The following is a 22,965-nucleotide window of genomic DNA, read 5'->3' on the forward strand; positions in this document are numbered from 1 at the left end:
AGGGGTGGGCGTGGCATGTTGACGGTCGTGGCAGGTTGAGGTCGTGGATGCAGCGACCCGTGGCCGGCGAGGGTTGCGGAAGCGAGTGGTTCGACCGGGTGTGTGGTGCTGCTGCCCGTGTGGTCGGCCGTACCGTCGTGGGGTTCCCGGGGAGGTGCGAGGTAGCCGAACGGGCTCGGACGGGGCGGAGTTGTGGTGGCCCTACCGGGGGAGCGGGGCGGAGTGGCGATCACTGGTCCCGTAGCATTCCCGCTCATGGACGTACCCGGCAATGAAGAGTCCCTCGCCGAGAGCCCCGTGGGGCTGACGCCTCGTCAGGCCCGGCGAATACGCATCGTCCTGGCCTCGGTGCTGATGGCCGCGATGGCGGGGGTGCTCGTGGTGCGCCTGGCGTCGCGTACGTCGGTGCTGGTGGTCGGGGTGTACGGAGCCGCGCTGGTGCTCTGTGGCGTGGTGATCGAACTCAGCCGGAACGGGCGTACCCGGCTCGGCACCTGGTTGTTGGGCATCGGCCTGGCGGCCGCGCTGGCCGCGGACTGGCTGCTGCTGCCCTGAGGGTGGTGAGGGCGGGGCGCACCACCCCGTGGGGCTCGTACGGCAGCGGCCCCGGGCCCGGATCAAGGGCGGCCCTGGGAGTTGAGCCCGCACTTGCGAACCCGTCCCCCGGGCCGGATCAAGGGCGGCCCGGGAGCTGACCGTGCGCACTCGCGAACCCGCCCCCGGAGCCCCGAGAAGCCCCTCCCGGGCCCCTCCCCTCTCGAGAAGTCCCCCGGCCCGGCCCGTCAGAACAACCCGTGCCACATCTGCTCGATGACCAGCGACCACCAGTTGCCGTCGTCGTCCAGCGCCCACGAGTCGATCGCCGCGATCTGCTCCTGGAAGGCGGCGACCGCCGCGCCTGCCGCGTACGGGTCTATGCCCTGCATCTGCCGGCGGGTGGTGACCAGCAGTGCGAGCGAGCGCAGGTATGCGGAGAGCGTGCGGTTGACGAAGCGGCCGCCGCCGGAGGACGGCTGGACCGCCCAGACGGTGCCGACGAGGCTCTGGTTCTGCTCCGGAGCGGTGCACTGGACGGCGACTGTGTAGAGACCGTCCGTGCCGAGCCGGACGTAGCCGGCGAGGGTGGTGAGCGTCTCTTCGCGGGCTTCGGTGCCGGTCGCGCGCAGAGAGGTCGCCACGTCCGTGAACAGGCCGCCGGCCGGTGGCGCGTCGGGCCGGTCGGCGTGGAAGAAGAACGGCACCTCGGCCGGCAGCCCCGCCCAGATCAGGGTGTTCCTCGTGGCCTCGGGCAGCTGGGTCGCGGCGAGATCGTCGGCGTCCGGGCGGCTGACGCCCTGCGGCCCGAGGACCTCCACGAGGTGCTTCCCGAGCGCCACGTCCCGCATCTGCGGCGCGGGCTCGACCTGCTGCGGCACCGGCAGACGGTGCGGTCGCGGCGGCGCCGGCCGGCCCGCCAGCTGGTGCATCATCTCCACGTGCCGCACCAGCCCGGCGATGCCCTCGGTGCGCTCCTCGGGGCGCATGCCGTAGCCCTCGGTGCAGGAGAACGTGGCGTTCGAGAAGGTGCGGAGGATGAAGTCGCCGGGGTAGCCGCCGGGCAGCAGGGCCGACCGCAGGTCGGTGTGGACCGCGCGGACGTCCGCGGGGTTCACGCCCAGCCGCCGAAGCTCGTCGTGGAGCTGGTACTCGGCGGGCGGCTGTCCGGGCCCCGACACCCGCGCGAGGCTGGTCTCCTCGCCGGTCGACGGGTCGTTGTAGGTCGCGACGGCGGTGTTGCCGGGGCCGGTGACCGGCCGCTCGGCGGGTGCCGCCGGGGCCGCGCCGGCTCCGGCGCCGTGCTTCTGCCGGTACATCCGCACGACCTCGTCGACCGGTACGGACGGCCACACCGTCAGCTCGCCGGAGGCCCGGTCGACCACACCACAGGCGGCCCCGACCTCGGCGGGCGGGCGCCGCTGCCCGGTCCGGGGGTCGACCTCCGGGGGCGGCGGTACGGCCCACACCACCCAGCCGAGGTCGAACTCCTGCATGGCCACCTCGCGCGGCGGGCCCTGATGGCCCTCGGGGTTGAGCCAGCGGGCGGCGGTGGCATGTGCCTGCGCCTGGGTGATCACGAGTGGTCTCCTTCGAGGCCGTCGGAAGCGTCGGAGTCAGCGGTGCCGATGCGCTGGGCCGGCACGGTGGGAGTGGCCGGGGGAGGCGTGGCGAGGATCTGCCGGGCGGTCACACCGCGCGCGGTGGCGACGACCAGCACACCGTCGGGGGAGAGGTCGGCGCCGGTGAACGGGGTGTCGGAGAGCAGCGCGGCCACCACCTCCTGGCTCGCGCGGGCCCACACCCGCAGATAGTCGGCGCCGCGGCTGAGCCCGAAGGGAGCCGCCGCCTGCGCCTGTTCGGACGGCAGCTGCACCTGTGCCGGGTCGGCGTCGACATACTCGGGACGCAGCAGATCGTGGACGAGCAGGGCCCGGCCGTCGCCCTCGGAGTCGTCGCCGTCCGGGCGGGGCACCGTACGGGAACCAGGGGTGCCCTCGGGGACGATGAAGGCGGCGACGGGGCGGGGGGCGGTGGTGCCGGATGCCGGTACCGGCTCGCCGGGCTGTACGGAACCGGGCGTCGCGCCGTCCGGGACCTGGGCCGTTGTCCCGTCCGGGGCCTGGGCCGCCGTCGTGCCGTCCGGTCCCCCGGCCGCGTCCGCCGTCGCGCCGTCTCCGCCCTTGGGGGGCAGGGAACCCGTCGTCACGGCGCGGACGCCCACCAGCGGCACGCTCCACAGCGTGCGCCACGGCAGCGTGAAGCCGAGCGTGTGCAGGGCCTCCGCGTACGGCGCCAGTCCGTCCTCGACGAACGCGGACTCCAGGAACGCCGCCCGCAGATCGGCCGGCGCCTGCGAGCGGGTGAGCAGCGGGGCGGTGCGCAGATACGTACGGGCCGGCGCGCCCAGCTGCTCGAACGGTACGGCCTCGATGGCGGCCCGCATCGTCACCGGGTCGGCGTGGGCGAACAGGCCGGGGTCGGTGAGGAGTTGGGGGAGCAGGCCGGCGTCGAGGGTGTGCCCCGCCAGGTGGTCGCGGATGTACGGATCGGCCTTGGACCAGTCCTGCTGGGGCACCGCTTCCAGCAGCGCCATGGCGATCTTGGTCTGGGCGTCCCGGGTATCCGGCAGAGCGGAACGGATCTCTTCGGCGAGCCCCGGGTGCATCAGACGCAGCAGGGTACGGCCGGCGGCGGGTCCTGTGCCGCTGTCGTCCGCGGCCTCGTCCGCTGTCCCGTCCGCGTCGGCGTCCTCGTCGTCGTCCGGGGAGGCCTCGACCGGCTGGATGAACGGCGCGGCCAGGAGCATGCCGTCGGCGAGATCCTGGCTCATGTCCCGGCCGGCGACGGCGTTCGCCAGCGCACCCCACAGCTGGACGGGCAGCCCCTCGCCCTCGGCGAACGCGAGCGGTGCCAGCAGCAGCCGCAGGGTCTGCGGCTCGGCACCCAGCCGGCGCGCATGCAGATCGAGCGCCTCGCCGACGCTGCCGGGCAGCAGAGAGGCGTCCGCCGGGTCGAAGCCCTCGGGCTGCATCAGCAGCGACTGCACGGCGAGCTGGACGGTCAGGCGGTTGCCGTTGGCGCGCGCGGCGATGGCCTCGGCGAGCGCACGGCGCGCGGACGGGTCGGTGGTGTAGGGGAGTTCCGGTGCCCCGGCATCGGGGGTGAGCGCGGTCTCGGCGTGCAGCACCAGGCCCTTGGGGTCGGCCCACTCGGCCTCGTCGAGATCGATGACCTGCACCTGGCCGCGCGGCAGCGCCCCGGCCAGCCCCGCGGCCAGTTCGCGCGGCACATCGGCGAGCAGCTGAACCGTTTCGGTGGCGGCGAGCGGCTTGAGCACGTCCTGTACGACGCGGGCCGGCTCGTCCGCGGCGCGTACCGGACCGGCCTGATCGACATCCGGGACCACGATGGTCACCGGCTCTTCACGAGTGGCGAGTTCGGTGAAAATGTCGTCGGTGCGGTCCGCGTTCAGCCCGAAATGGTCGGAGATGAGCCACAACAGCTGCGCCGCGGTGCGCCCCGCCGGGCTCGGAACGGCGGGCGCCGGGAGGTCCGGGGGCACCGTCGCCGGGTCCAGGTCGTCCAGCGGCAACTGCTTGCGGTAGCCGGGATCGCACATCATCAGGAAGCCGGTGAGCAGGCGTGAACGTCCACTGCCCGGGTTTCCGGTGAGCACGATGACACGCGGCGCACCGGGCCACCGCATACGCCAGGCCGCCAGTGCGCGGAGCGCGGCGGTGCGCCCGCCGACGTACGGATGCGGTGCATATCCGGCCGCCGCGGCATTTCCTTCGTCTGAGGCGCTCATGGCTTCCTCGTCCCCCATCAATCCCGCCTCCACCTTTGTGGATTCTGCGTGTACCGCCTCGATCCTATGATCCGGGCCGCACGCGGGGCATGGCGCGGGGGAGGCTGTGCCGGAACTGGAACAGGCAGGCCGGGGCCGGTGTGCGGGCGGTCGCACGGGAGGAAGGGCGGAGCGAGCGTGAAGTGAGTTGCCCCTGGGGCCCGATGTGGAGAATTCGAGATCACCTTGTGCGGAAGGAAAGCAGATCTGCCGATGGTTCCGGCGGCCGATCTGCTTTCTTCCGTATCGGTTCTCCGCCTTTTTGAACGGATTTCGGCGAGCGGAAAGAGTGGCGGGACGCCGGGCAACTGCCGGGCGGCCGGCCGGTCACCGCGGACCGCTCGCGCGGTGCCCCGGTCAGCCCCGGTGCCCGCCGCCCCGGCCGCCGCGGCGCGGGGTGCTCACGATGTTGCCCGTCGGACCGTCGCGCTCGGCGCGCTCCTCGTCCTCCTTGGCTTCCTGCTCCTTCTGCCACGCGGCGAACTTCTCGCGGGACTCCTCGCGCTCGGCCATGGTCTGGTTCTCCGCGGCCCGCCGGATCTGGTTCATCCGGTCGCCCAGCGCGTCCATGTAGCCGGGCGTCTCGATGGCGTCCTTCATGCCGATACGCCCGGAGAGCACCTCCTTGGCCATTTCCTGGAGTTTGCCGCCGACATTGGGGTTGTCCGCCAGGACCTTCAGCGCCTTGCGCAGCCGGTGTGCCTGCTCCGGATCCTGGGCGACGTCCATCAGGTCCTCGTCCTGGATCTGCCGCTCATTGCTCATGTCTGCCCCCTTGAACGTGATGGCACAGCAACCGCGTGTGCGGCACCGGCGTCCTGAGTGTAATGACGGGTGTGAACGGGGCGTCAAGGCGGGGGTTGTCGGTATTGCCGGATATTGCTCCACAGGTATTCCGCGGTCCCTCGCCCATCCGCTCCGCGGACGGCTTCGGGCCTATTGCGGGTGTGCTAGACCTGAGGCGATGCCGGCAGGTAGTCGTCATTCAATTCGGGGAGAAATGATGTCCGAGGAAGTCCGGCTCAGTACCGAGGAGTTGCACACGCTCGGTGCGACCTTCGAGACGCGCGCGGAAGAACTGAGCCGGCAGCTGGCCGCATTCAGAAGGCGGGCGGACGCCGAGGCCCTGCGGGACGGGTTCGGCAGCGACGAGGCGGCCCGGCCGTACCGCGAGCTGTACGAGCAGGCCGAGCACGCGCTCGTCCAGCTTCAGCAGCGCCTGGCCGAGGTCGGCGGGGGGATCAAGGAGACCGTCGCGAATGCGCAGGCGGCCGAGGAAGAGCTGGCCGAGATGATCCGGAGCGTCAAGTGAGCGAGCGAGGCAACCCGGAGGCCCTGCACGAAGCGGCGGCCGGCTGGCGGGAGATGGGCAAGCACCTCGACGGTCTCGTCCGCGATCTGGACCGGCACGTCGGCACGGCCACCTCGGCCAACTGGCACGGCCCGGCCGGCGAGGCGTTCGCGGGGGAGTGGCACCGCCTCAAGCGGTCCGTCGACGAGTCGCTGCCGGTCTTCGAACTGGCCGCCGCCGACCTGGAGAACGCGGCAGCCGCGCCCGCCGAGGACAAGGGCGGCGAGGACCACCACGGCGCGCCGCCGGTGAACCACTCCGCACCCGCACAGTCGTCGTCCGGCCCCGAGATCGCCTATGGCTTCATGGCGCTCGGCCAGCTCGCCAACGGCCTCGGCGGCGCGTTCGGCAAGCGCGGCGGCGGGGGCGGCGGCCAGTCGCGGGGGCCGGCCGTACGTCACCAGTGGGACACCTCCACGGCCGCGGCGGGGCCCGACCCGTTCGGACCGGCGCAGGACGGCGAGGCCAAGACGCGCGGCGGCGAGGGCATAGCCAAGGGCGTACGGAGCCGGCCGGCCGACGCGGAACCGGCCCCCGGCGAGGAGCGGACCCCGAAGGCCGGGCAGGAGAAGAAGGGGACGGCCGCGAAGCCCGCCACCCCTGCCGCCACGGCCAATGCCGCCACGGCCAACGACGCCGCGCCCCATGACGCCGCGCCCAAGGGCACCCCGGCGCCCGACGGCGAGGCTCCCGGCCGGGCCGGCCCGGACGTCACCCAGCACGGCGCCTTCGGCTGACGCAGCCCGCAGCCCGCAGCCCGCAGCCCGCAGCCCGCAGCCCGCAGCCCGCGGCACCGGCGCTGACGTACCGGCCGCACAGACGAAACGGCGGTGGGGCGCCCCTCCCAGGAGGGACGCCCCACCGCCGTTGGCGCGTGCGGCCGGTCAGCGGCCGCTCGCCGGCAGCCAGCCCGTCTGGACCAGCTGCGCACCGCGCTTGCGCGTGATGAACGTCGCCCGTCCGGGCGTCAGCGTCTGGCCCTTGACGTTGCCCATCAGCGGACCCTCGGCCTTGTCGGCGGACAGGATCAGGCCCTGTGCGCCGAGCTCCTTCGTACGCTGCATCACCGGCTCGAACGACGAGCGTCCGGCGCCCGAGGAGCTGCGCGCGATGATCAGGCGCAGACCCAGGTCACGGGCGAACGGCAGGTACTCCAGCAGCGGCTGGAGCGGGTTGCCGCTGCTGGTCGCCACCAGGTCGTAGTCGTCCACGATCACGAACGCGTCCGGCAGGTCGTACCAGCTGCGGTTGCGCAGCTGCTCCGGCGTGACGTCCGGGCCCGGCATCCGCCGGCCCAGCGAACCGGCCAGACCGGTGATGACCTCCTGCAACTGCGGCCCTGCGGCGCAGTACTTGTACAGGTGGCTCTCGGGGACCTCGCCGAGCAGCGCGCGACGGTAGTCGGAGACCACCATCAGCGCCTTGTCGGAGGGGTACCGCTCGGCGATCTGCTTGGTCAGCAGGCGCAGCAGCGAGGACTTGCCGGACTCGCTCTCGCCGTAGATGACCAGCAGCGGGTCGGTCTCGAAGTCGATGAACGCCGGCGACAGCGTGGTCTCGTCGACACCGATCGCGATCCCGTGCTCCGGGTAGTCGTTGCCCTTGGGCAGCTCGTTGGCGTACAGCATCGTCGGCAGCATCCGCACCTTGGGGGCCGGCTCGCCCTGCCAGTGCTCGCTGACCGTCTCCACCAGGTTCGCCATGCCCTCGCTGAGCGTCTCCGGGTCGGCCATCCCGTCCAGGCGCGGCAGTGCCGCCAGGAAGTCGAGCTTGTCGGGGGACATACCGCGGCCCGGCTTGCCCATCGGGACGTTCTCCGCGCGCTTGCGGTCGAACTCCGACTCCATCGGGTCGCCCAGGCGCAGCTCGACGCGGTTGAGGAGCTGGTCACGCAGCGCGGGCCGTACCTCGGTGTAGCGCGAACCCGCGAGGATGAGGTGGACACCGAAACCGAGACCCCGGCCGGCGATGTCCAGGATCACCGGGTCGAGCTGCTCGTAGTCGGTCTTGAAGGTGCCCCAGCCGTCGATGACCAGGAAGACGTCGCCCCACTTCTGGTCGGGGAAGGCGCCCGCGGCCCGCCGCTGGCGGTAGGTCCCGATCGAGTCGATGTTGTTGGAGCGGAAGAACTCCTCGCGCTCGTTGAGGATGCCGACGACCTCGGCGACCGTACGGCGCACCTTCTCGGCGTCCAGACGCGAGGCGACACCGCCGACGTGCGGCAGGCCCTCCATGGCGAGCATGCCGCCGCCACCGAAGTCGAGGCAGTAGAACTGCACCTCGGACGGCGTGTGGGTGAGCGCGAACGCGGCGATGGCGGACCGGATGAGCGTGGACTTGCCGGACTGCGGACCACCCACGACCAGACCGTGACCGGCGCCGGCGGAGAAGTCCAGGTACATCACGTCACGCCGCTGCTCGAACGGCTTGTCCACCAGCGCGACCGGCACCACGAGCTTGCCGAGCGCGGTGTACTCCGGTGCGTGCACGCCCCGTTCGGGCGTGACCGCGAGCGTCGGCAGCAGCTGGTTGACCGTGGGCGGCTCGTCCAGCGGCGGCAGCCACACCTGGTGCGCCGGCGGGCCCTGGCCCTGCATGCGCTGGACGATGACGTCGAGCACGGTGTCGGCGAGCGCGTCGTCCTGCTCCGGCTCGGCCTGCACGACCGGCGTCGGGTCCTCGATGATCTGCTCGACGACCGGGGCCGCCGTGAACGGCACCGGCAGCCGGTTCGTCCGGCTGCCGCCGGGGCCGCCGCCGGCGCCGGGGCCGCGGTACGGGCCCGAGACGTACGCGGCCTTGAACTGGACCATGGTCTCGGTGTCGTACTTGAGGATGCCGGAACCGGGGACGTTGGGCAGGTGGTAGGCGTCCGGCACACCGATGGCGGTCCGCGACTCGGCCGCGGAGAAGGTCCGCAGACCCAGCCGGTAGGACAGGAAGGTGTCCAGACCGCGCAGCTTGCCCTCTTCCAGGCGCTGCGAGGCGAGCAGCATGTGCACACCCATCGACCGGCCGATACGGCCGATCTGGATGAACATGTCGATGAAGTCGGGCTTGGCGGTCAGCAGTTCGGAGAACTCGTCGAGCACCATCACCAGCGACGGCAGCGGGTCCAGGGGGGCACCCGCGGCACGCGCCTTCTCGTAGTCGGTGATGTTGGCGTAGTTGCCCGCCGAGCGCAGCAGCTCCTGACGGCGCTGGAGTTCACCGGTGATGGAGTCGCGCATGCGGTCGATGAGGGTGACGTCCTCACCGAGGTTGGTGATGACGGCCGCGACGTGCGGCATCTCCGACATACCGGTGAAGGTGGCGCCACCCTTGAAGTCCGCAAGGATGAAGTTGAGGGTCTCCGAGGAGTGGGTGACCGCGAGCGCCAGCACCAGGGTGCGCAGCACCTCGGACTTACCGGAACCGGTCGCACCGACACACAGGCCGTGCGGGCCCATGCCCTCCTGCGAGGCCTCCTTGATGTCGAGCATGACGGGCTGGCCGTCCTTGTCGACACCGATCGGCACCCGCAGCCGCTCGTGGAGCGTGCGCGGCCGCCACGTACGCGACACATCGACGGAACCGGCGTCACCGAGGTTCAGCAGATCGGTGAAGTCCAGGTTCGACAGCAGCGGCTCCTCGCCGTCGGCGCCGGAGCCCGCCCGCAGCGGGGCCAGCTGACGTGCCAGCGACTCCGACTCGGGGATCGACAGGGTGTCGCAGACACCGTGGTAGACCGCGCCGCTGGCCGACTCCAGCACCAGCTTGCCCGGCCACACCTGCACGGCCAGACCGCCCCGGATCTCGTCCAGGTCGCCCGGTACGACCTCCAGGATGGTGACGCCCTGAAGGCCCTCGGCCCCGGCGATCACCGAGTCCATCGGGACCTCGCCGCCGTCCAGCACGATCACCACATGCGGGGTGTCGGTCACCGGAGTGCCCTGCGGGTTGAACCGCCCGCGGCCCTCCAGCTCGTCCGCCAGCAGCTCCTCGATCTCACCGAGGTCGCCGACGACCAGCCGGCGGGTGCCCGCGCCGTCCGTGGTCTTGTCCTGCACCTGCGGGAGCCACTTGGTCCACTCCCACTCCGCCTGCGCACCCGGCGCGGCGACGACCGCCACCACCAGGTCCTCGGGCGAGTGCATCGTGCACAGCTGGGCGATGATGGCGCGCGAGGCGCCGTAGACCGTGTCCGGGTCACCCGAGACGGTCAGGTGGTAGAAGGCGCGCAGCGAGACCGCGAGCGGCAGATCGTCCAACTGCCCGTGCTTGTCGAGGAACTCCTTCATCGCATGCGCGGTGAGCGGCTCCAGCTCGTCGACCGGAGCCGTCTCCGGGGCCCGCAGGGGAGTGGCCAGCTGCTGCGGCCCGAGCCCCAGCCGTACCTGCCCGAAGTCCGGATCGGTCGTCCGGCGTTCCCATACGCGTTTGCCCTCGGCCACGATCGACCACAACTGGCTCGGGTCGGGGTGGGTGAACAACTGCGCGTCCCGCTGCTTGCGCGCGGTCCGGCGTACCTCTTTTCGCTTCTGCGTAAGGTACTTGAGGTAATCCTGGCGCTCTTGGAGCATTTGCCCGGAAGGCCCTTGGCGGGCCTTGACGATCTGCACGATCGCCATTGCCAGAGTGGACGCCACCATAAAGCCGCCCATGATTTTCATGAACGGCTGATTGCCCATGAACAAGAATCCCGCCGAGGACGCCATGCCCATCATGGGCATAAGGGTCATCAGCATGTTCTCTGATTCGCCCTCACGCGGAAGCTCCGGAGGTGCCTCGAGTGTCACCTCCTCCGAGGGGACTTCGGGTGGCAGCGCGCGGGGCGGGCGCTTGACGATGACAACGCTCACCGAGGCATCAGTCCTTCATGCATCTCGCAGTCTCGGACCGCCCCCGTTGGATTCGACGGTCCCCCCGGACCAAGTGCTTGGCCCGAACCAGGCGTTGATCCTACTGTTAAACGTCAAGTCTCGGGGTGGGTGGGGCGGTCGCTGAATTGGGCGGTACGCTGACGCCTCGCGAGCGTGCCCACAGCCCTGAAGTGACGGCTCTATATATAGGGCGCGCGACGCGACAAAACGCCCAACGGATAGGGGGAACCGCCAGGTGAGCACGAGTACTGGCACCGGCTTTTGCCGGGTCACAGTCGCCGCGCCGGATGCACGGATTGACGTGGCTCTGCCGGAGGACGTCGCACTCGTCGACATCTATCCGGAGATCCTGCGGCTCTCCGGCCAGTCGCAGGCGGAGGGCGCACCGACCGGCTATCACCTAGTACGCCGCGACGGCACGGTCCTTGACGCCGGACAGTCGCTCGCCCAGCAGCAGATCCTCGACGGCGACCTCCTTCTTCTGAAGCCGTTCGCCGAGTCGCTGCCGCTCCCGGTCTTCGACGATGTCTCCGACGCCGTCGCCTCCGCGGTCAAGCGCAACCGCAGCCGCTGGAGCGACGACCTCATGCGTGTCGTCGGCCTCCCCGCCGGTGTGCTGCTCCTCGTCATGATGGCGTTCGCCCTGTGGTTCTCGAACCCCGTCGACCGCGACATGCACCGTCTGCCCGGCATCATCGCCGGCGTCGTCGGCATCGTCCTGGTCGCGCTGGCCGGCGTCCGCGCCCGCGTCTACGACGACCACGGTTCCTCCATCGCGCTGGGCCTGGCCTCGCTGCCGCACCTTCTGCTCGCCGGCTCCGGCATCTTCCCCGTCGAGACGGGATCCGGCCCCGGCCGGCTGCACCTCCTCGTCGGCTGCGTGACCGTACTGATCGCGTCCGTACTCCTGGTGGTCCTGCTGCCGCGCGGTGACGCACCCTTCGTCGCCGCCGCGTTCCTGTCCGCCATCGGCACCCTCGCGGTCTTCGCCGCGATCCTCACCGACGCCGCGCCCAGCGAGGTCGCCGCCGTCACCGCCGTCGTCGCCATCGCCATGGTCGCCTGGCTGCCCGGCCTCTCCGCCCGCTTCGCCCGGCTGCCCATCGGCTACAAGTCGCCCGACCAGATCGCCAAGGGCTCGTACGACGGCGGCGGCGAGACCGAGTCCGTCGACTTCGTCAAGATCGGCAACCAGGCCAAGCGCGGCCATGAGCTGCTCCTCGGCCTCGTCGCCGGCTGCGCCGCCCTGGTCGTCGGCTCGGCCGGTGCCGTCCTCGGCTTCTCCGACAACGGCTGGGCGCAGCTGCTGGCACTGGCCGCGGGCATCACGGTCATGCTCCGGGCCCGGCTCTTCGACTACACCGCGCAGGTCGCCTGCCTGACCATCGCCGGCATCCTCACGATCGTCCTGCTCATCCTGGGCATCGCGCTGCACCCGCCGACGGACATCTTCATCGACCTCGCCCGGTTCGACGACTCCGGTCCGCTGAACATCCGCACCGTCTGGTTCTCCAGCAGCATCGCGGCGGGCGCCGCCCTCCTGGTGGGTGTCGGCCTGGTCGTCCCCCAGAAGGGCGTCACCCCCTTCTGGGGCCGGCTCTTCGACATCTTCGACGGCCTGGTCCTGCTGTCCCTGGTGCCGCTGTGCCTGGCGGTCCTCGACGTGTACGGCAAGGTGCGAGGCCTCACCGGCAGCTGAGGCAGCCGCTCACCGGCCTGTCCGCGGCCCCCCGACCACCCGGTCGGGGGGCCGTTTCCAGCTGGTACGCTGTGTGACGGCCCGGACGAGTCATCCAAGATTCCCTGTGACGTAAACCAGGGACGCTCACCGGCCGGAACCCTGAGGAGTACCGCGTGTCGCTCGACGCCGCTACGAAGAAGCAGATCATGGCCGAGTTCGCCACCAAGGAAGGTGACACCGGCTCTCCCGAGGTCCAGGTCGCGATGCTCTCCCGCCGCATCTCGGACCTGACCGAGCACCTCAAGACCCACAAGCACGACCACCACTCCCGCCGTGGTCTGCTGCTGCTCGTCGGCCAGCGCCGTCGCCTGCTGCAGTACCTGGCGAAGAAGGACATCACGCGCTTCCGCGCGCTGGTCGAGCGCCTGGGCATCCGCCGCGGCGCGGCGGGCGCCAAGTAAGACGCCGTAAAGGGAGCGGTTCCTACCGGGGGCCGCTCCCTTTGCCATATGCACCAGAAGCTCACGCCCTCTCATGGTGGACGGAAGCTTTGTAGTCTGGTGCCATAGCGCAAAAGTGAACGCGGTAGGAGCGCTCCTGGCCGCCGGTCCTCGGTAGTGGCCCCCGGACATCCCTGACGCCATGCGTCATGACTCCGGGTGCTTCGATCGAAGACCGGCCCGTACCGGCGCTCCACCGAAGACGGTCTGCTGCCACACGGGCAGCAGACGCAGACGAGGAGATATTCCTGGTGGAGAACGAGACCCACTACGCCGAAGCCGTGATCGACAACGGCTCCTTCGGCACCCGCACCATCCGCTTCGAGACGGGCCGCCTGGCCAAGCAGGCCGCCGGCTCCGCCGTGGCGTACCTGGACGACGACACCATGGTGCTGTCGGCCACCTCCGCTTCCAAGACGCCGAAGGACCAGCTGGACTTCTTCCCGCTGACCGTCGACGTCGAGGAGCGGATGTACGCAGCCGGGAAGATCCCCGGCTCCTTCTTCCGCCGTGAGGGCCGTCCCTCCGAGGACGCGATCCTCACCTGCCGGCTGATCGACCGGCCGCTGCGCCCCTCCTTCAAGAAGGGCCTGCGCAACGAGATCCAGATCGTCGAGACGGTCATGGCGCTCAACCCCGACCACCTCTACGACGTGGTCGCGATCAACGCCGCCTCCTGCTCCACGCAGCTCGCGGGCCTGCCCTTCTCCGGCCCGGTCGGCGGCACCCGTGTCGCCCTGATCAACGGCCAGTGGGTGGCGTTCCCGACCCACAGCGAGCTCGAGAACGCCGTCTTCGACATGGTCGTGGCCGGCCGCGTCCTCCCGGACGGCGACGTCGCGATCATGATGGTCGAGGCCGAGGCCACCGAGAAGACCATCCAGCTGGTCAAGGACGGCGCCGAGGCCCCGACCGAAGAGGTCGTCGCCGCCGGTCTCGAGGCCGCCAAGCCCTTCATCAAGGTCCTGTGCAAGGCGCAGTCGGACCTCGCCGCCAAGGCCGCCAAGCCCGTCGGTGAGTTCCCGATCTTCCTCGACTACCAGGACGACGTCCTGGAGGCGCTCACCGCCGCGGTCAAGGACGAGCTCTCCCAGGCGCTGACCATCGCCGGCAAGCAGGAGCGCGAGGCCGAGCTGGACCGCGTCAAGAGCGTGGCCGCCGAGAAGCTGCTCCCGCAGTTCGAGGGCCGCGAGAAGGAGATCTCCGCCGCTTACCGTTCGCTGACCAAGAACCTGGTCCGTGAGCGCGTGATCAAGGAGAAGAAGCGCATCGACGGCCGCGGCGTCACGGACATCCGTACGCTCGCCGCCGAGGTCGAGGCCATCCCGCGGGTGCACGGCTCCGCGCTGTTCGAGCGTGGCGAGACCCAGATCCTGGGCGTCACCACCCTCAACATGCTCCGCATGGAGCAGCAGCTGGACACCCTCTCCCCGGTGACCCGCAAGCGCTACATGCACAACTACAACTTCCCGCCGTACTCCGTCGGTGAGACCGGCCGCGTGGGTGCGCCCAAGCGCCGCGAGATCGGCCACGGTGCGCTCGCCGAGCGTGCCATCGTGCCGGTGCTGCCGACCCGCGAGGAGTTCCCCTACGCGATCCGCCAGGTGTCCGAGGCGCTCGGCTCCAACGGCTCGACGTCCATGGGCTCGGTCTGCGCCTCGACCATGTCGCTGCTGAACGCCGGTGTGCCCCTCAAGGCCCCGGTCGCCGGTATCGCCATGGGCCTGATCTCCCAGGAGATCGACGGCCAGACCCACTACGTCGCCCTCACCGACATCCTCGGTGCGGAGGACGCCTTCGGCGACATGGACTTCAAGGTCGCCGGCACCAAGCAGTTCGTGACCGCGCTCCAGCTCGACACCAAGCTCGACGGCATCCCCGCCTCGGTCCTGGCCGCCGCGCTGAAGCAGGCCCGTGACGCGCGTCTGCACATCCTGGACGTCATGAACGAGGCCATCGACGTTCCGGACGAGATGTCCCCGAACGCCCCGCGGATCATCACGGTCAAGATCCCGGTGGACAAGATCGGTGAGGTCATCGGCCCCAAGGGCAAGATGATCAACCAGATCCAGGAGGACACCGGCGCCGACATCACGATCGAGGACGACGGCACCATCTACATCGGTGCCGCCGACGGCCCGGCCGCCGAGGCCGCCCGCGCCACGATCAACGGCATCGCCAACCCGACCATGCCGGAGGTCGGCGAGCGCTACCTGGGCACGGTCGTCAAGACCACCACCTTCGGTGCGTTCGTCTCCCTGCTCCCGGGCAAGGACGGCCTGCTGCACATCTCGCAGATCCGCAAGCTCGCCGGTGGCAAGCGCGTGGAGAACGTCGAGGACGTGCTCGGTGTGGGCGCCAAGGTCCAGGTCGAGATCGCCGAGATCGACCAGCGCGGCAAGCTCTCCCTCATCCCCGTGATCGAGGAAGAGGACGCGGCCGAGGACACGAAGGACGACGCCGCCAAGTGACGTCCCGTACGCACACGACGACGGCCCGCACCTCTTCGGAGGGGCGGGCCGTCGCCCGTACCCAAACGCTTCTCAAGGGCACCGCGGGCGCAGGCACGGTCCGCCGGACCACCCTCCCCGGCGGCCTCCGCATCGTCACCGAGACGCTGCCGACGGTCCGCTCCGTCACCTTCGGGATCTGGGCGCACGTCGGCTCCCGAGACGAGACGCCGTCGCTCAACGGCGCCACGCACTACCTCGAGCACCTGCTCTTCAAGGGCACCGAGCGGCGCAGCGCACTGGACATCTCCGCCGCCATCGACGCGGTCGGCGGCGAGATGAACGCCTTCACCGCGAAGGAGTACACCTGCTACTACGCGCGGGTGCTGGACACCGATCTGCCGCTCGCCATCGACGTGGTGTGCGACATGCTCACCGGTTCGCTGGTCGAGGCCGAGGACGTGGACGCCGAGCGCGGGGTCATCCTCGAAGAGATCGCGATGACCGAGGACGACCCGGGCGACTGTGTGCACGACCTGTTCGCGCACACCATGCTCGGCGACACCCCGCTCGGCCGCCCGGTCCTGGGCACGGTCGACACCGTCAACGCCCTCACCCCCGAGCGCATCCGCCGCTTCTACAAGAAGCACTACGACCCCACGCACCTCGTCGTCACGGCCGCCGGCAACATCGACCACGCCAAGGTCGTCCGCCTGGTGCGCCGCGCCTTCGAGCAGGCCGGGGCCCTGGACCGGGCGGACGCCGCTCCGGTCGCGCCACGCTCCGGCACCCGCGGCATCCGTGCCGCCGGCCGCGTGGAACTGCTCAACCGCAAGACCGAGCAGGCCCATGTCATTCTCGGGATGCCGGGGATGTCGCGCTCCGACGACCGGCGCTGGGCCATGGGTGTGCTGAACACCGCCCTGGGCGGCGGGATGAGCTCCCGCCTCTTCCAGGAGGTCCGTGAGAAGCGCGGTCTGGCCTACAGCGTGTACTCGTACACCTCCGGGTTCGCCGACTGCGGGCTGTTCGGTGTCTATGCCGGCTGCCGCCCGAGCCAGGTGCACGACGTCCTCAAGATCTGCCGCGACGAACTCGACCAGGTGGCGTCCCACAGCCTCACCGACGACGAGATCCGCCGCGCGATCGGACAGCTGCGCGGGTCCACCGTCCTCGGCCTGGAGGACAGCGGCGCGCTCATGCACCGCCTCGGCAAGAGCGAGCTGTGCTGGGGCGAGCAGATGTCGGTCGACGAGATGCTCACGCGGATCGCGGCCGTCACTCCGGACGAGGTGCGCGAGGTGGCCCGCGATGTGCTGGGCAACCGCCCCTCGCTGTCCGTCATCGGCCCCCTGAAGGACCGGCAGGCGGCCCGGCTGGACGACGTCGTCGCCTAGGCCCCCGCCGCGGCGAACCACCGAAAGAGAGACGGGAAACGATGAGCAAGCTGCGCGTGGCCGTACTGGGAGCCCAGGGGCGCATCGGCTCCGAGGCCGTACGGGCCGTCGAGGCCGCCGAGGACATGGAGCTGGTCGCCGGCCTCGGCCGGGGCGACAAGCTGGAGACACTGGTCGAGACCGGTGCCCAGGTCGTGGTCGAGCTGACCAACCCCGGCGCGGTGATGGGCAACCTCGACTTCTGTGTGCGTCATGGCATCCATGCGGTGGTCGGGACGACCGGGTGGACCGACGAGCGCCTCGCGCAGCTGCGCACCTCGCTCGCCGCCTCGCCCGGGGCGGGCGTGCTCATCGCCCCGAACTTCTCCATCGGCGCGGTGCTGACCATGCGGTTCGCCCAGCAGGCGGCCCGCTTCTTCGAGTCGGCCGAGGTCATCGAGCTGCACCACCCGAAGAAGGCGGACGCCCCGTCCGGCACCGCCGCCCGCACCGCCCAGCTGATCGCCCAGGCCCGTGAGGAGGCCGGCTGCGATCCGCAGCCGGACGCCACCACCACCGCGCTGGACGGCGCCCGCGGTGCGGATGTGGACGGCATCCCCGTGCACTCCGTACGGCTGCGCGGTCTGCTGGCGCACCAGGAGGTGCTCCTCGGCGGGGAGGGCGAGACGCTCACCATCCGCCATGACTCCCTGCACCACAGCAGCTTCATGCCGGGCATCCTGCTCGGTGTGCGCCGCGTGGTCTCCACTCCGGGCCTGACCGTGGGCCTGGAAAACTTCCTCGACCTGGACTGACGGGTATGGGCGGAAAGATCACGTACTTCTTCCTCGCCACCGTGCTCGTCATCGTGTTCGGCGTGGTGGCGCTGGAAGGCGTGCTCCTGCTGATGACCGGCGAGCCGGCTGCCATGGGCATGGGCGCGGTGGCCTTCCTGCTGCCGGGCATCGGTGGCTGGTTCCTCTGGCACAACACCCGCTTCGCCCGCAACGCCCACCGGCTGGCGCACGCCCTGGAAGCCGAGGGCGGACTCCCGGTCGACGAGCTGGAGCGGACTCCCGGCGGCCGCATCGACCGGGACGCGGCCGACGCGGTCTTCGCCCGGCGGCAGGCCGAGACGGAGGACGCGCCCGGCGACTGGCGTACGTGGTTCCGGCTCGCCGTCGCCTACCACGACGCCCGGGACACCCCGCGTGCCCGTAAGGCGATGCAGCGCGCCATCGCCCTGCACGACAACAAGCCCGTACCGGCCGCCTGAGCCCGGTCCGGCTGACATGGCCGGACCGGCCCTGGCCCGTACGGGCTCGATGCGGCGCCCGGGGGCGCCAGGAGCGGGCTGAGGCCCCGGGCGTCAGTCGCGGTACTCCGCCGCCCAGGCCTCCAGTACATCCGCGGCCCGCTCGAACGCCTCCGGACGGGACAGAAAGTCGCCGTTGTGGTCCGTGATCAGAGGGCGCAGCGGCTCGCCCTGCGTCCGCTCGATGATCAGCGACTGCCCCTGCACCGTCCGCGGCAGTCCCAGCCAGCGCACCGGCTGCTGGCGGGTACGCACGGCGGCGATGGCACTCCACGGCTCGGTCGCCGTACGCAGCAGGTTCACCTGTCGCAGACCGTTCGCGCTGACCCACACGCCGACCCGCAGCAGCCGCACGGCAAGGGCGATCAGCACGGCGCCGAGCACCGAACAGGCCGCGGCACCTGGCAGCGAGCCGGCCATCGCGATGATCATTGCGGAGATCAGCACGAACGAGGCGAGCAGCAAAAACACCGCCGCCGCCCCTACACGCCACGGTCCGGGGCGGTAGGGACGGCGCCAGTGATCGGGCTCGTCATGCGGAAGGGCGGCCGAATCCGCGGCTGGGGTGTCGGGATCGAGGTCGCGGTCGGCCGTCAGGAAAGGCAGGGGCACGGCTGATCCTCACTCATGGGCAAGCTGACTGAAGCTGTGACCGGTGAGGCTATCCGGACCGGCGGGGCGGAACCACTTTGCGGCACGCCCCGCCCGCCCGTTCAGCGATGGGCAGCTTCGGAGTGATGCACCCGGCTCGACCCGGAACTGTCCTGCTGCAGTGCGGGAACGCCGAACAGCAGGGCGCCGGCCAGGCCGCCCACGACTGTCAGCGTGATGAGAGACTGGCCGAGGAGCTGCGCGCGAGAGGCGCGCTGCCGCGGCGGGGGAGTGACATTGCTGCGGAACCGGTCTGCCTCGGCAACGAAGGCGAACGGGACGGGCTCTCGCCGGCGGAACATGAGCGGGCTCTCCTAGGAACCTCGAAGTGGGCACTGTCACAGGGTTAGACGTGTGTGGCGTCCGGTTGGTGCCCGTTTTCAGGGACTTCTGTGAAAAATATCAACGGTCGGTCCGTGCGCTGCTATACGACGCCCGTTTTGTGGCTAACGCGGCATCACACCGGGTTTCCCGGACTGTCAGTGGCGGGCCGTAGGCTGGTCGCGCACGAGGATCGAACGGAAGGAACCGCCGGTGTCCCACACCCCCGCCGAGAGCACTGAGAGCCCCGACAGTGCAGCCGTCAGCTTCCGGAGCGAGGTGACGGTCGAGCTCGTCAAGCACAGTGCCGCGGACAGCGACGTGCTGTGGGCGGCCCGGGTCTCCACGGCAGGCGAGCAGTCCCTGGAGGAGCTCCAGAAGGACCCGGAGCGCTCCAAGGGCCTGATCAACTACCTCATGCGGGACCGGCACGGCAGCCCCTTCGAGCACAACTCCATGACGTTCTTCATCAGCGCGCCGATCTTCGTCTTCCGCGAGTTCATGCGGCACCGCGTCGGCTGGTCGTACAACGAGGAGTCCGGCCGCTACCGCCAGCTGGACCCCGTCTTCTACGTCCCCGGCCAGGACCGCAAGCTCGTCCAGCAGGGCCGCCCCGGCAAGTACGAATTCGTCGAGGGCACCCCGGCGCAGCAGGAGCTCACCGGCCGCGTCATGGAGGATTCCTACCGCCGGGCCTACGAGGCGTATCAGGAGATGCTCGCCGCAGGCGTCGCCCGTGAGGTCGCCCGCGCGGTGCTCCCCGTCGGTCTCTTCTCCTCGATGTACGCGACCTGCAATGCCCGCTCCCTGATGCACTTCCTCGGTCTGCGCACCCAGCACGAGCAGGCGAAGGTGCCCTCCTTCCCGCAGCGCGAGATCGAAATGGTCGGCGAGCGGATGGAGGCCCACTGGGCCGAGCTCATGCCGCTCACGTACGGCGCATTCAATGCGAACGGCCGGATCGCTCCGTAAGGCCCAGGTTGCGGGCCCGATGCCGCGGTCGCAGGACAGACGTGCGATGTGTCCGGATTGCGGCATTTTGAGAAGTTCATCTACGCTGAACAGACGGACCCGGCACTGCTTGAACCCCCGAGCAGGCAGTGCCGGAGTCCACATCCTTGCTCCCCAGAGGCGCAACCCGCGGTGAGCTACGAGTAGCGTGGGACCCATGGCTCCGACTTCCACACCGCAGACCCCCTTCGGGCGGGTGCTGACCGCCATGGTCACGCCGTTCACGCCGGATGGCGCTCTCGATCTCGACGGCGCACAGCGGCTCGCTGCCCACCTGGTGGATGCCGGCAATGACGGCCTCGTCGTCAACGGCACCACCGGAGAGTCCCCGACCACCAGCGATGCGGAGAAAGCTCAGCTGGTGCGCGCGGTGGTCGATGCGGTGGGCGATCGGGCCTTTGTCGTCGCCGGAGCCGGTACCAACGACACCCGCCACAGCCTGGAGCTGGCCCGCGCCGCCCAGGACGCCGGCGCCCATGGCCTGCTCGCGGTGACGCCGTATTACAGCAAGCCCCCGCAGGAGGGCCTGCTGCGGCACTTCACGGCCATTGCGGACGCCACCGACCTGCCGGTCATGCTCTACGACATCCCGGGCCGCAGCGGTGTCCCGATCAACACCGAGACCATCGTCCGGCTCGCCGAGCACCCCCGGATCGTCGCCAACAAGGACGCCAAGGGCGACCTCGGCCGCGCCAGCTGGGCCATCGCCCGCTCCAGCCTCGCCTGGTACAGCGGTGACGACATGCTCAACCTCCCGCTGCTCTCGGTCGGCGCCGTCGGCTTCGTGTCCGTGGTCGGGCATATCGTCACCCCCGAGCTGCGCGCCCTCCTGGACGCCCACCTCAACGGTGACGTCACCAAGGCCACCGAGATCCACCAGAAGCTGCTGCCCGTCTTCACCGGCATGTTCCGCACCCAGGGCGTGATCACGACCAAGGCCGCCCTCGGCCTCCAGGGTCTGCCCGCAGGCCCGCTGCGGCTGCCGCTCGTGGAGCTCTCTCCCGAGGAGACCGAGCAGCTCACGCGCGATCTCGCCGCCGGCGGGGTACACCTCTGACCACAGACTTCACAACTGAATACGGACCAACAACCGCCACATAGCAAGTGCACGAATGTCATGCGCGCCACGTGCCCTCGACGGCAGCGTGGCGTGTGTGGTGAGGAGAGTCTTTTGAGTCATCCGCATCCTGAGCTCGGCGCCCCGCCGAAGCTTCCCAAGGGTGGCCTGCGCGTCACCCCCCTCGGCGGCCTGGGTGAAATCGGCCGCAACATGACGGTCTTCGAATACGGCGGCCGGCTGCTGATCGTCGACTGCGGAGTGCTTTTCCCCGAGGAGGAGCAGCCCGGAATCGACCTGATCCTGCCGGACTTCACGTCCATCAGGGATCGCCTCGACGACATCGACGGCATCGTGCTCACCCACGGCCACGAGGACCACATCGGTGGTGTCCCCTATCTCCTGCGCGAGAAGCCGGACATCCCCCTCATCGGTTCGAAGCTGACCCTCGCCCTCATCGAGGCCAAGCTTCAGGAGCACCGCATCCGCCCCTACACCCTCGAGGTGAAGGAAGGGCACACGGAGCGGATCGGCTCCTTCGACTGCGAGTTCGTCGCGGTCAACCACTCCATCCCCGACGCCCTGGCCGTCGCCATCCGCACCCCCGCGGGCATGGTCGTGCACACCGGCGACTTCAAGATGGACCAGCTCCCGCTGGACCGCCGCCTGACCGACCTCCCCGCCTTCGCGCGGCTCGGCGAGGAAGGCATCGACCTTCTCCTCTCCGACTCCACGAACGCCGAGGTCCCGGGCTTCGTCCCGCCCGAGCGGGACATCTCCAATGTCCTGCGCACGGTGTTCGCGAACGCCCAGAAGCGCATCATCGTGGCCAGCTTCGCCAGCCATGTGCACCGCATCCAGCAGATCCTCGACGCGGCGCACGAGTACGGCCGCCGGGTCGCCTTCGTCGGCCGTTCGATGGTCCGCAACATGGGCATCGCCCGCGAGCTGGGGTACCTGAAGGTCCCCGCCGGCCTGGTCGTCGACGTCAAGACCCTCGACGATCTCCCCGACGACGAGGTCGTGCTGGTCTGCACGGGGTCCCAGGGCGAGCCGATGGCAGCCCTCTCCCGGATGGCCAACCGCGACCACCAGATCCGGATCGTCCAGGGCGACACCGTGATCCTGGCGTCCTCCCTCATCCCGGGCAACGAGAACGCGGTCTACCGCGTGATCAACGGCCTCACCCGATGGGGCGCGGACGTCGTCCACAAGGGCAATGCCAAGGTCCATGTCTCGGGCCACGCCTCGGCCGGCGAGCTGCTGTACTTCTACAACATCTGCAAGCCGAAGAACCTCATGCCGGTACACGGCGAATGGCGCCATCTGCGCGCCAACGCCGAACTGGGTGCGCTGACCGGTGTACCGAAGGACCGGATCGTCATCGCCGAGGACGGTGTCGTGGTCGACATGGTCAACGGCGTCGCCAAGATCGTCGGCAAGGTCCAGGCGGGCTACGTCTATGTCGACGGCCTCTCCGTCGGCGATGTCACGGAAACCCATCTGAAGGACCGCCGCATCCTGGGCGACGAAGGCATCATCTCGGTCTTCGTGGTCGTGGACAGCAGCACCGGCAAGATCGTCGGCGGCCCGGACCTGCATGCGCGCGGCTCCGGCATCGAAGACTCCACCCTGTTGGGCGTGGTCCCCAAGATCGATGAGGCCTTGGCCAAGGCGGCTCAGGACGGCGTCGCGGACGCGCACCAGCTCCAGCAGCTGATCCGCCGCTCGGTCGGCAAGTGGGTCTCGGACAACTACCGCCGCCGCCCGATGATCCTCCCCGTGGTCGTCGAGGTCTGACGCACAGAGCCACACGAAGTACTCAAGTCGGAGCGGGGCGCCCGGATTTGCATCTGGGCGCCCCGCTCCAGTACGTTTGCGTCTCCTCCTGAACGGGAAGCGCCGCACGCTTGTGCGTACGGAGCGGCTCGTGAAGTCAGGCGGAATTCCGGCCCAGAGCAATCTGATAAAGTCGGATCAGCCGAAAGGCAAACCCCCTCCGACGG

At 70.1% G+C, this 22,965-nt stretch carries 18 protein-coding genes; 12 read left to right on the top strand and 6 right to left on the bottom strand.

Going from position 1 to position 22,965, the window contains the following annotated elements; all coding sequences use genetic code 11:
- The first annotated feature begins 255 nt into the window (after window positions 1-255).
- Window positions 256-555, top strand: coding sequence for a hypothetical protein (locus K7C20_RS26965; protein ID WP_030080343.1), 300 nt, complete (start codon window positions 256-258; stop codon window positions 553-555).
- A gap of 227 nt (window positions 556-782) precedes the next feature.
- Here K7C20_RS26965 and K7C20_RS26970 read toward each other — a convergent pair whose 3' ends face one another.
- From K7C20_RS26970 to K7C20_RS26980, 3 genes are all read right to left on the bottom strand, one after another.
- Window positions 783-2,114, bottom strand: a complete 1,332-nt coding sequence (locus K7C20_RS26970) for an SUKH-4 family immunity protein (RefSeq protein ID WP_030080345.1) — start codon at window positions 2,112-2,114, stop codon at window positions 783-785.
- Window positions 2,111-4,345: an ATP-binding protein gene (locus K7C20_RS26975; RefSeq protein WP_245171687.1), complete on the bottom strand. Its 2,235-nt coding sequence runs from the start codon at window positions 4,343-4,345 to the stop codon at window positions 2,111-2,113. The genes K7C20_RS26970 and K7C20_RS26975 overlap by 4 nt, the downstream gene beginning before the upstream one ends.
- Window positions 4,346-4,741: 396 nt before the next feature.
- Window positions 4,742-5,149 (bottom strand): hypothetical protein, encoded by a 408-nt coding sequence (locus K7C20_RS26980; RefSeq protein WP_030080349.1) that lies wholly within the window; start codon window positions 5,147-5,149, stop codon window positions 4,742-4,744.
- 238 nt (window positions 5,150-5,387) lie between these two features.
- Here K7C20_RS26980 and K7C20_RS26985 point away from each other — a divergent pair, with 238 nt between their 5' ends.
- Together K7C20_RS26985 and K7C20_RS26990 are read left to right on the top strand one after the other, a co-directional pair.
- The gene (locus K7C20_RS26985; RefSeq protein WP_030080351.1) at window positions 5,388-5,696 is read left to right on the top strand and encodes a hypothetical protein; all 309 of its coding nucleotides are present in this window, start codon (window positions 5,388-5,390) and stop codon (window positions 5,694-5,696) included.
- Window positions 5,693-6,472 carry a WXG100 family type VII secretion target gene (locus tag K7C20_RS26990; protein WP_053210085.1) on the top strand — a complete coding sequence of 260 codons (780 nt, stop codon included), beginning with the start codon at window positions 5,693-5,695 and terminating at the stop codon, window positions 6,470-6,472. Before K7C20_RS26985 ends, K7C20_RS26990 begins: the two co-directional genes overlap by 4 nt.
- A 147-nt stretch (window positions 6,473-6,619) precedes the next feature.
- On the opposite strand, the gene eccCa is transcribed toward K7C20_RS26990, so the two are convergent.
- Window positions 6,620-10,576 carry a type VII secretion protein EccCa gene (gene eccCa / locus K7C20_RS26995; protein WP_222892666.1) on the bottom strand — a complete coding sequence of 1,319 codons (3,957 nt, stop codon included), beginning with the start codon at window positions 10,574-10,576 and terminating at the stop codon, window positions 6,620-6,622.
- 256 nt (window positions 10,577-10,832) lie between these two features.
- Between eccCa and eccD the strand changes: the two genes are divergently transcribed.
- The 6 genes from eccD to K7C20_RS27025 all read left to right on the top strand — a co-directional run bounded on the left by eccD (window position 10,833) and on the right by K7C20_RS27025 (window position 17,880).
- Window positions 10,833-12,296, top strand: a complete 1,464-nt coding sequence (gene eccD / locus K7C20_RS27000; protein ID WP_053210086.1) for a type VII secretion integral membrane protein EccD — start codon at window positions 10,833-10,835, stop codon at window positions 12,294-12,296.
- A 155-nt stretch (window positions 12,297-12,451) separates the two neighbouring features.
- Window positions 12,452-12,739, top strand: coding sequence for a 30S ribosomal protein S15 (gene rpsO, locus K7C20_RS27005; RefSeq protein WP_006602744.1), 288 nt, complete (start codon window positions 12,452-12,454; stop codon window positions 12,737-12,739).
- Between the two features lie 290 nt (window positions 12,740-13,029).
- Entirely contained in the window at window positions 13,030-15,249 is a 2,220-nt protein-coding gene (locus K7C20_RS27010) for a polyribonucleotide nucleotidyltransferase (protein WP_030080846.1), read from the top strand.
- Window positions 15,246-16,625: a M16 family metallopeptidase gene (locus K7C20_RS27015; protein WP_030080844.1), complete on the top strand. Its 1,380-nt coding sequence runs from the start codon at window positions 15,246-15,248 to the stop codon at window positions 16,623-16,625. Before K7C20_RS27010 ends, K7C20_RS27015 begins: the two co-directional genes overlap by 4 nt.
- A gap of 41 nt (window positions 16,626-16,666) precedes the next feature.
- Complete coding sequence (gene dapB / locus K7C20_RS27020) at window positions 16,667-17,419, top strand: 4-hydroxy-tetrahydrodipicolinate reductase (RefSeq protein WP_030080842.1); 753 nt, start codon at window positions 16,667-16,669, stop codon at window positions 17,417-17,419.
- A 5-nt stretch (window positions 17,420-17,424) separates the two neighbouring features.
- Window positions 17,425-17,880, top strand: coding sequence for a tetratricopeptide repeat protein (locus tag K7C20_RS27025; RefSeq protein WP_030080840.1), 456 nt, complete (start codon window positions 17,425-17,427; stop codon window positions 17,878-17,880).
- Between the two features lie 93 nt (window positions 17,881-17,973).
- Here K7C20_RS27025 and K7C20_RS27030 read toward each other — a convergent pair whose 3' ends face one another.
- Together K7C20_RS27030 and K7C20_RS27035 are read right to left on the bottom strand one after the other, a co-directional pair.
- Window positions 17,974-18,531, bottom strand: a complete 558-nt coding sequence (locus K7C20_RS27030) for a phage holin family protein (protein WP_030080838.1) — start codon at window positions 18,529-18,531, stop codon at window positions 17,974-17,976.
- A gap of 101 nt (window positions 18,532-18,632) precedes the next feature.
- The gene (locus tag K7C20_RS27035) at window positions 18,633-18,872 is read right to left on the bottom strand and encodes a hypothetical protein (protein ID WP_030080836.1); all 240 of its coding nucleotides are present in this window, start codon (window positions 18,870-18,872) and stop codon (window positions 18,633-18,635) included.
- A 232-nt stretch (window positions 18,873-19,104) separates the two neighbouring features.
- Between K7C20_RS27035 and thyX the strand changes: the two genes are divergently transcribed.
- The 3 genes from thyX to K7C20_RS27050 all read left to right on the top strand — a co-directional run bounded on the left by thyX (window position 19,105) and on the right by K7C20_RS27050 (window position 22,759).
- Window positions 19,105-19,863, top strand: coding sequence for an FAD-dependent thymidylate synthase (gene thyX, locus K7C20_RS27040; RefSeq protein WP_030080834.1), 759 nt, complete (start codon window positions 19,105-19,107; stop codon window positions 19,861-19,863).
- 196 nt (window positions 19,864-20,059) lie between these two features.
- A complete protein-coding gene (gene dapA, locus K7C20_RS27045; RefSeq protein WP_030991931.1) occupies window positions 20,060-20,959 on the top strand; it encodes a 4-hydroxy-tetrahydrodipicolinate synthase in 900 nt (299 codons plus the stop codon).
- A gap of 114 nt (window positions 20,960-21,073) precedes the next feature.
- Window positions 21,074-22,759, top strand: a complete 1,686-nt coding sequence (locus K7C20_RS27050) for a ribonuclease J (protein WP_030080830.1) — start codon at window positions 21,074-21,076, stop codon at window positions 22,757-22,759.
- The last annotated feature ends 206 nt before the right edge of the window (window positions 22,760-22,965 follow it).

Source organism: Streptomyces decoyicus, from assembly GCF_019880305.1.
Taxonomy (GTDB): domain Bacteria; phylum Actinomycetota; class Actinomycetes; order Streptomycetales; family Streptomycetaceae; genus Streptomyces; species Streptomyces decoyicus.

Bases quoted from the DNA above. Each gene is read 5' to 3' on its own strand.
- K7C20_RS26965 (WP_030080343.1), top strand. From the start codon at position 256: ATGGACGTACCCGGCAATGAAGAGTCCCTCGCCGAGAGCCCCGTGGGG.
- K7C20_RS27025 (WP_030080840.1), top strand. From the start codon at position 17,425: ATGGGCGGAAAGATCACGTACTTCTTCCTCGCCACCGTGCTCGTCATC.
- K7C20_RS26980 (WP_030080349.1), bottom strand. From the start codon at position 5,149: ATGAGCAATGAGCGGCAGATCCAGGACGAGGACCTGATGGACGTCGCC.
- dapB (WP_030080842.1), top strand. From the start codon at position 16,667: ATGAGCAAGCTGCGCGTGGCCGTACTGGGAGCCCAGGGGCGCATCGGC.
- dapA (WP_030991931.1), top strand. From the start codon at position 20,060: ATGGCTCCGACTTCCACACCGCAGACCCCCTTCGGGCGGGTGCTGACC.
- K7C20_RS26975 (WP_245171687.1), bottom strand. From the start codon at position 4,345: ATGAGCGCCTCAGACGAAGGAAATGCCGCGGCGGCCGGATATGCACCG.
- K7C20_RS26985 (WP_030080351.1), top strand. From the start codon at position 5,388: ATGTCCGAGGAAGTCCGGCTCAGTACCGAGGAGTTGCACACGCTCGGT.
- K7C20_RS27035 (WP_030080836.1), bottom strand. From the start codon at position 18,872: ATGTTCCGCCGGCGAGAGCCCGTCCCGTTCGCCTTCGTTGCCGAGGCA.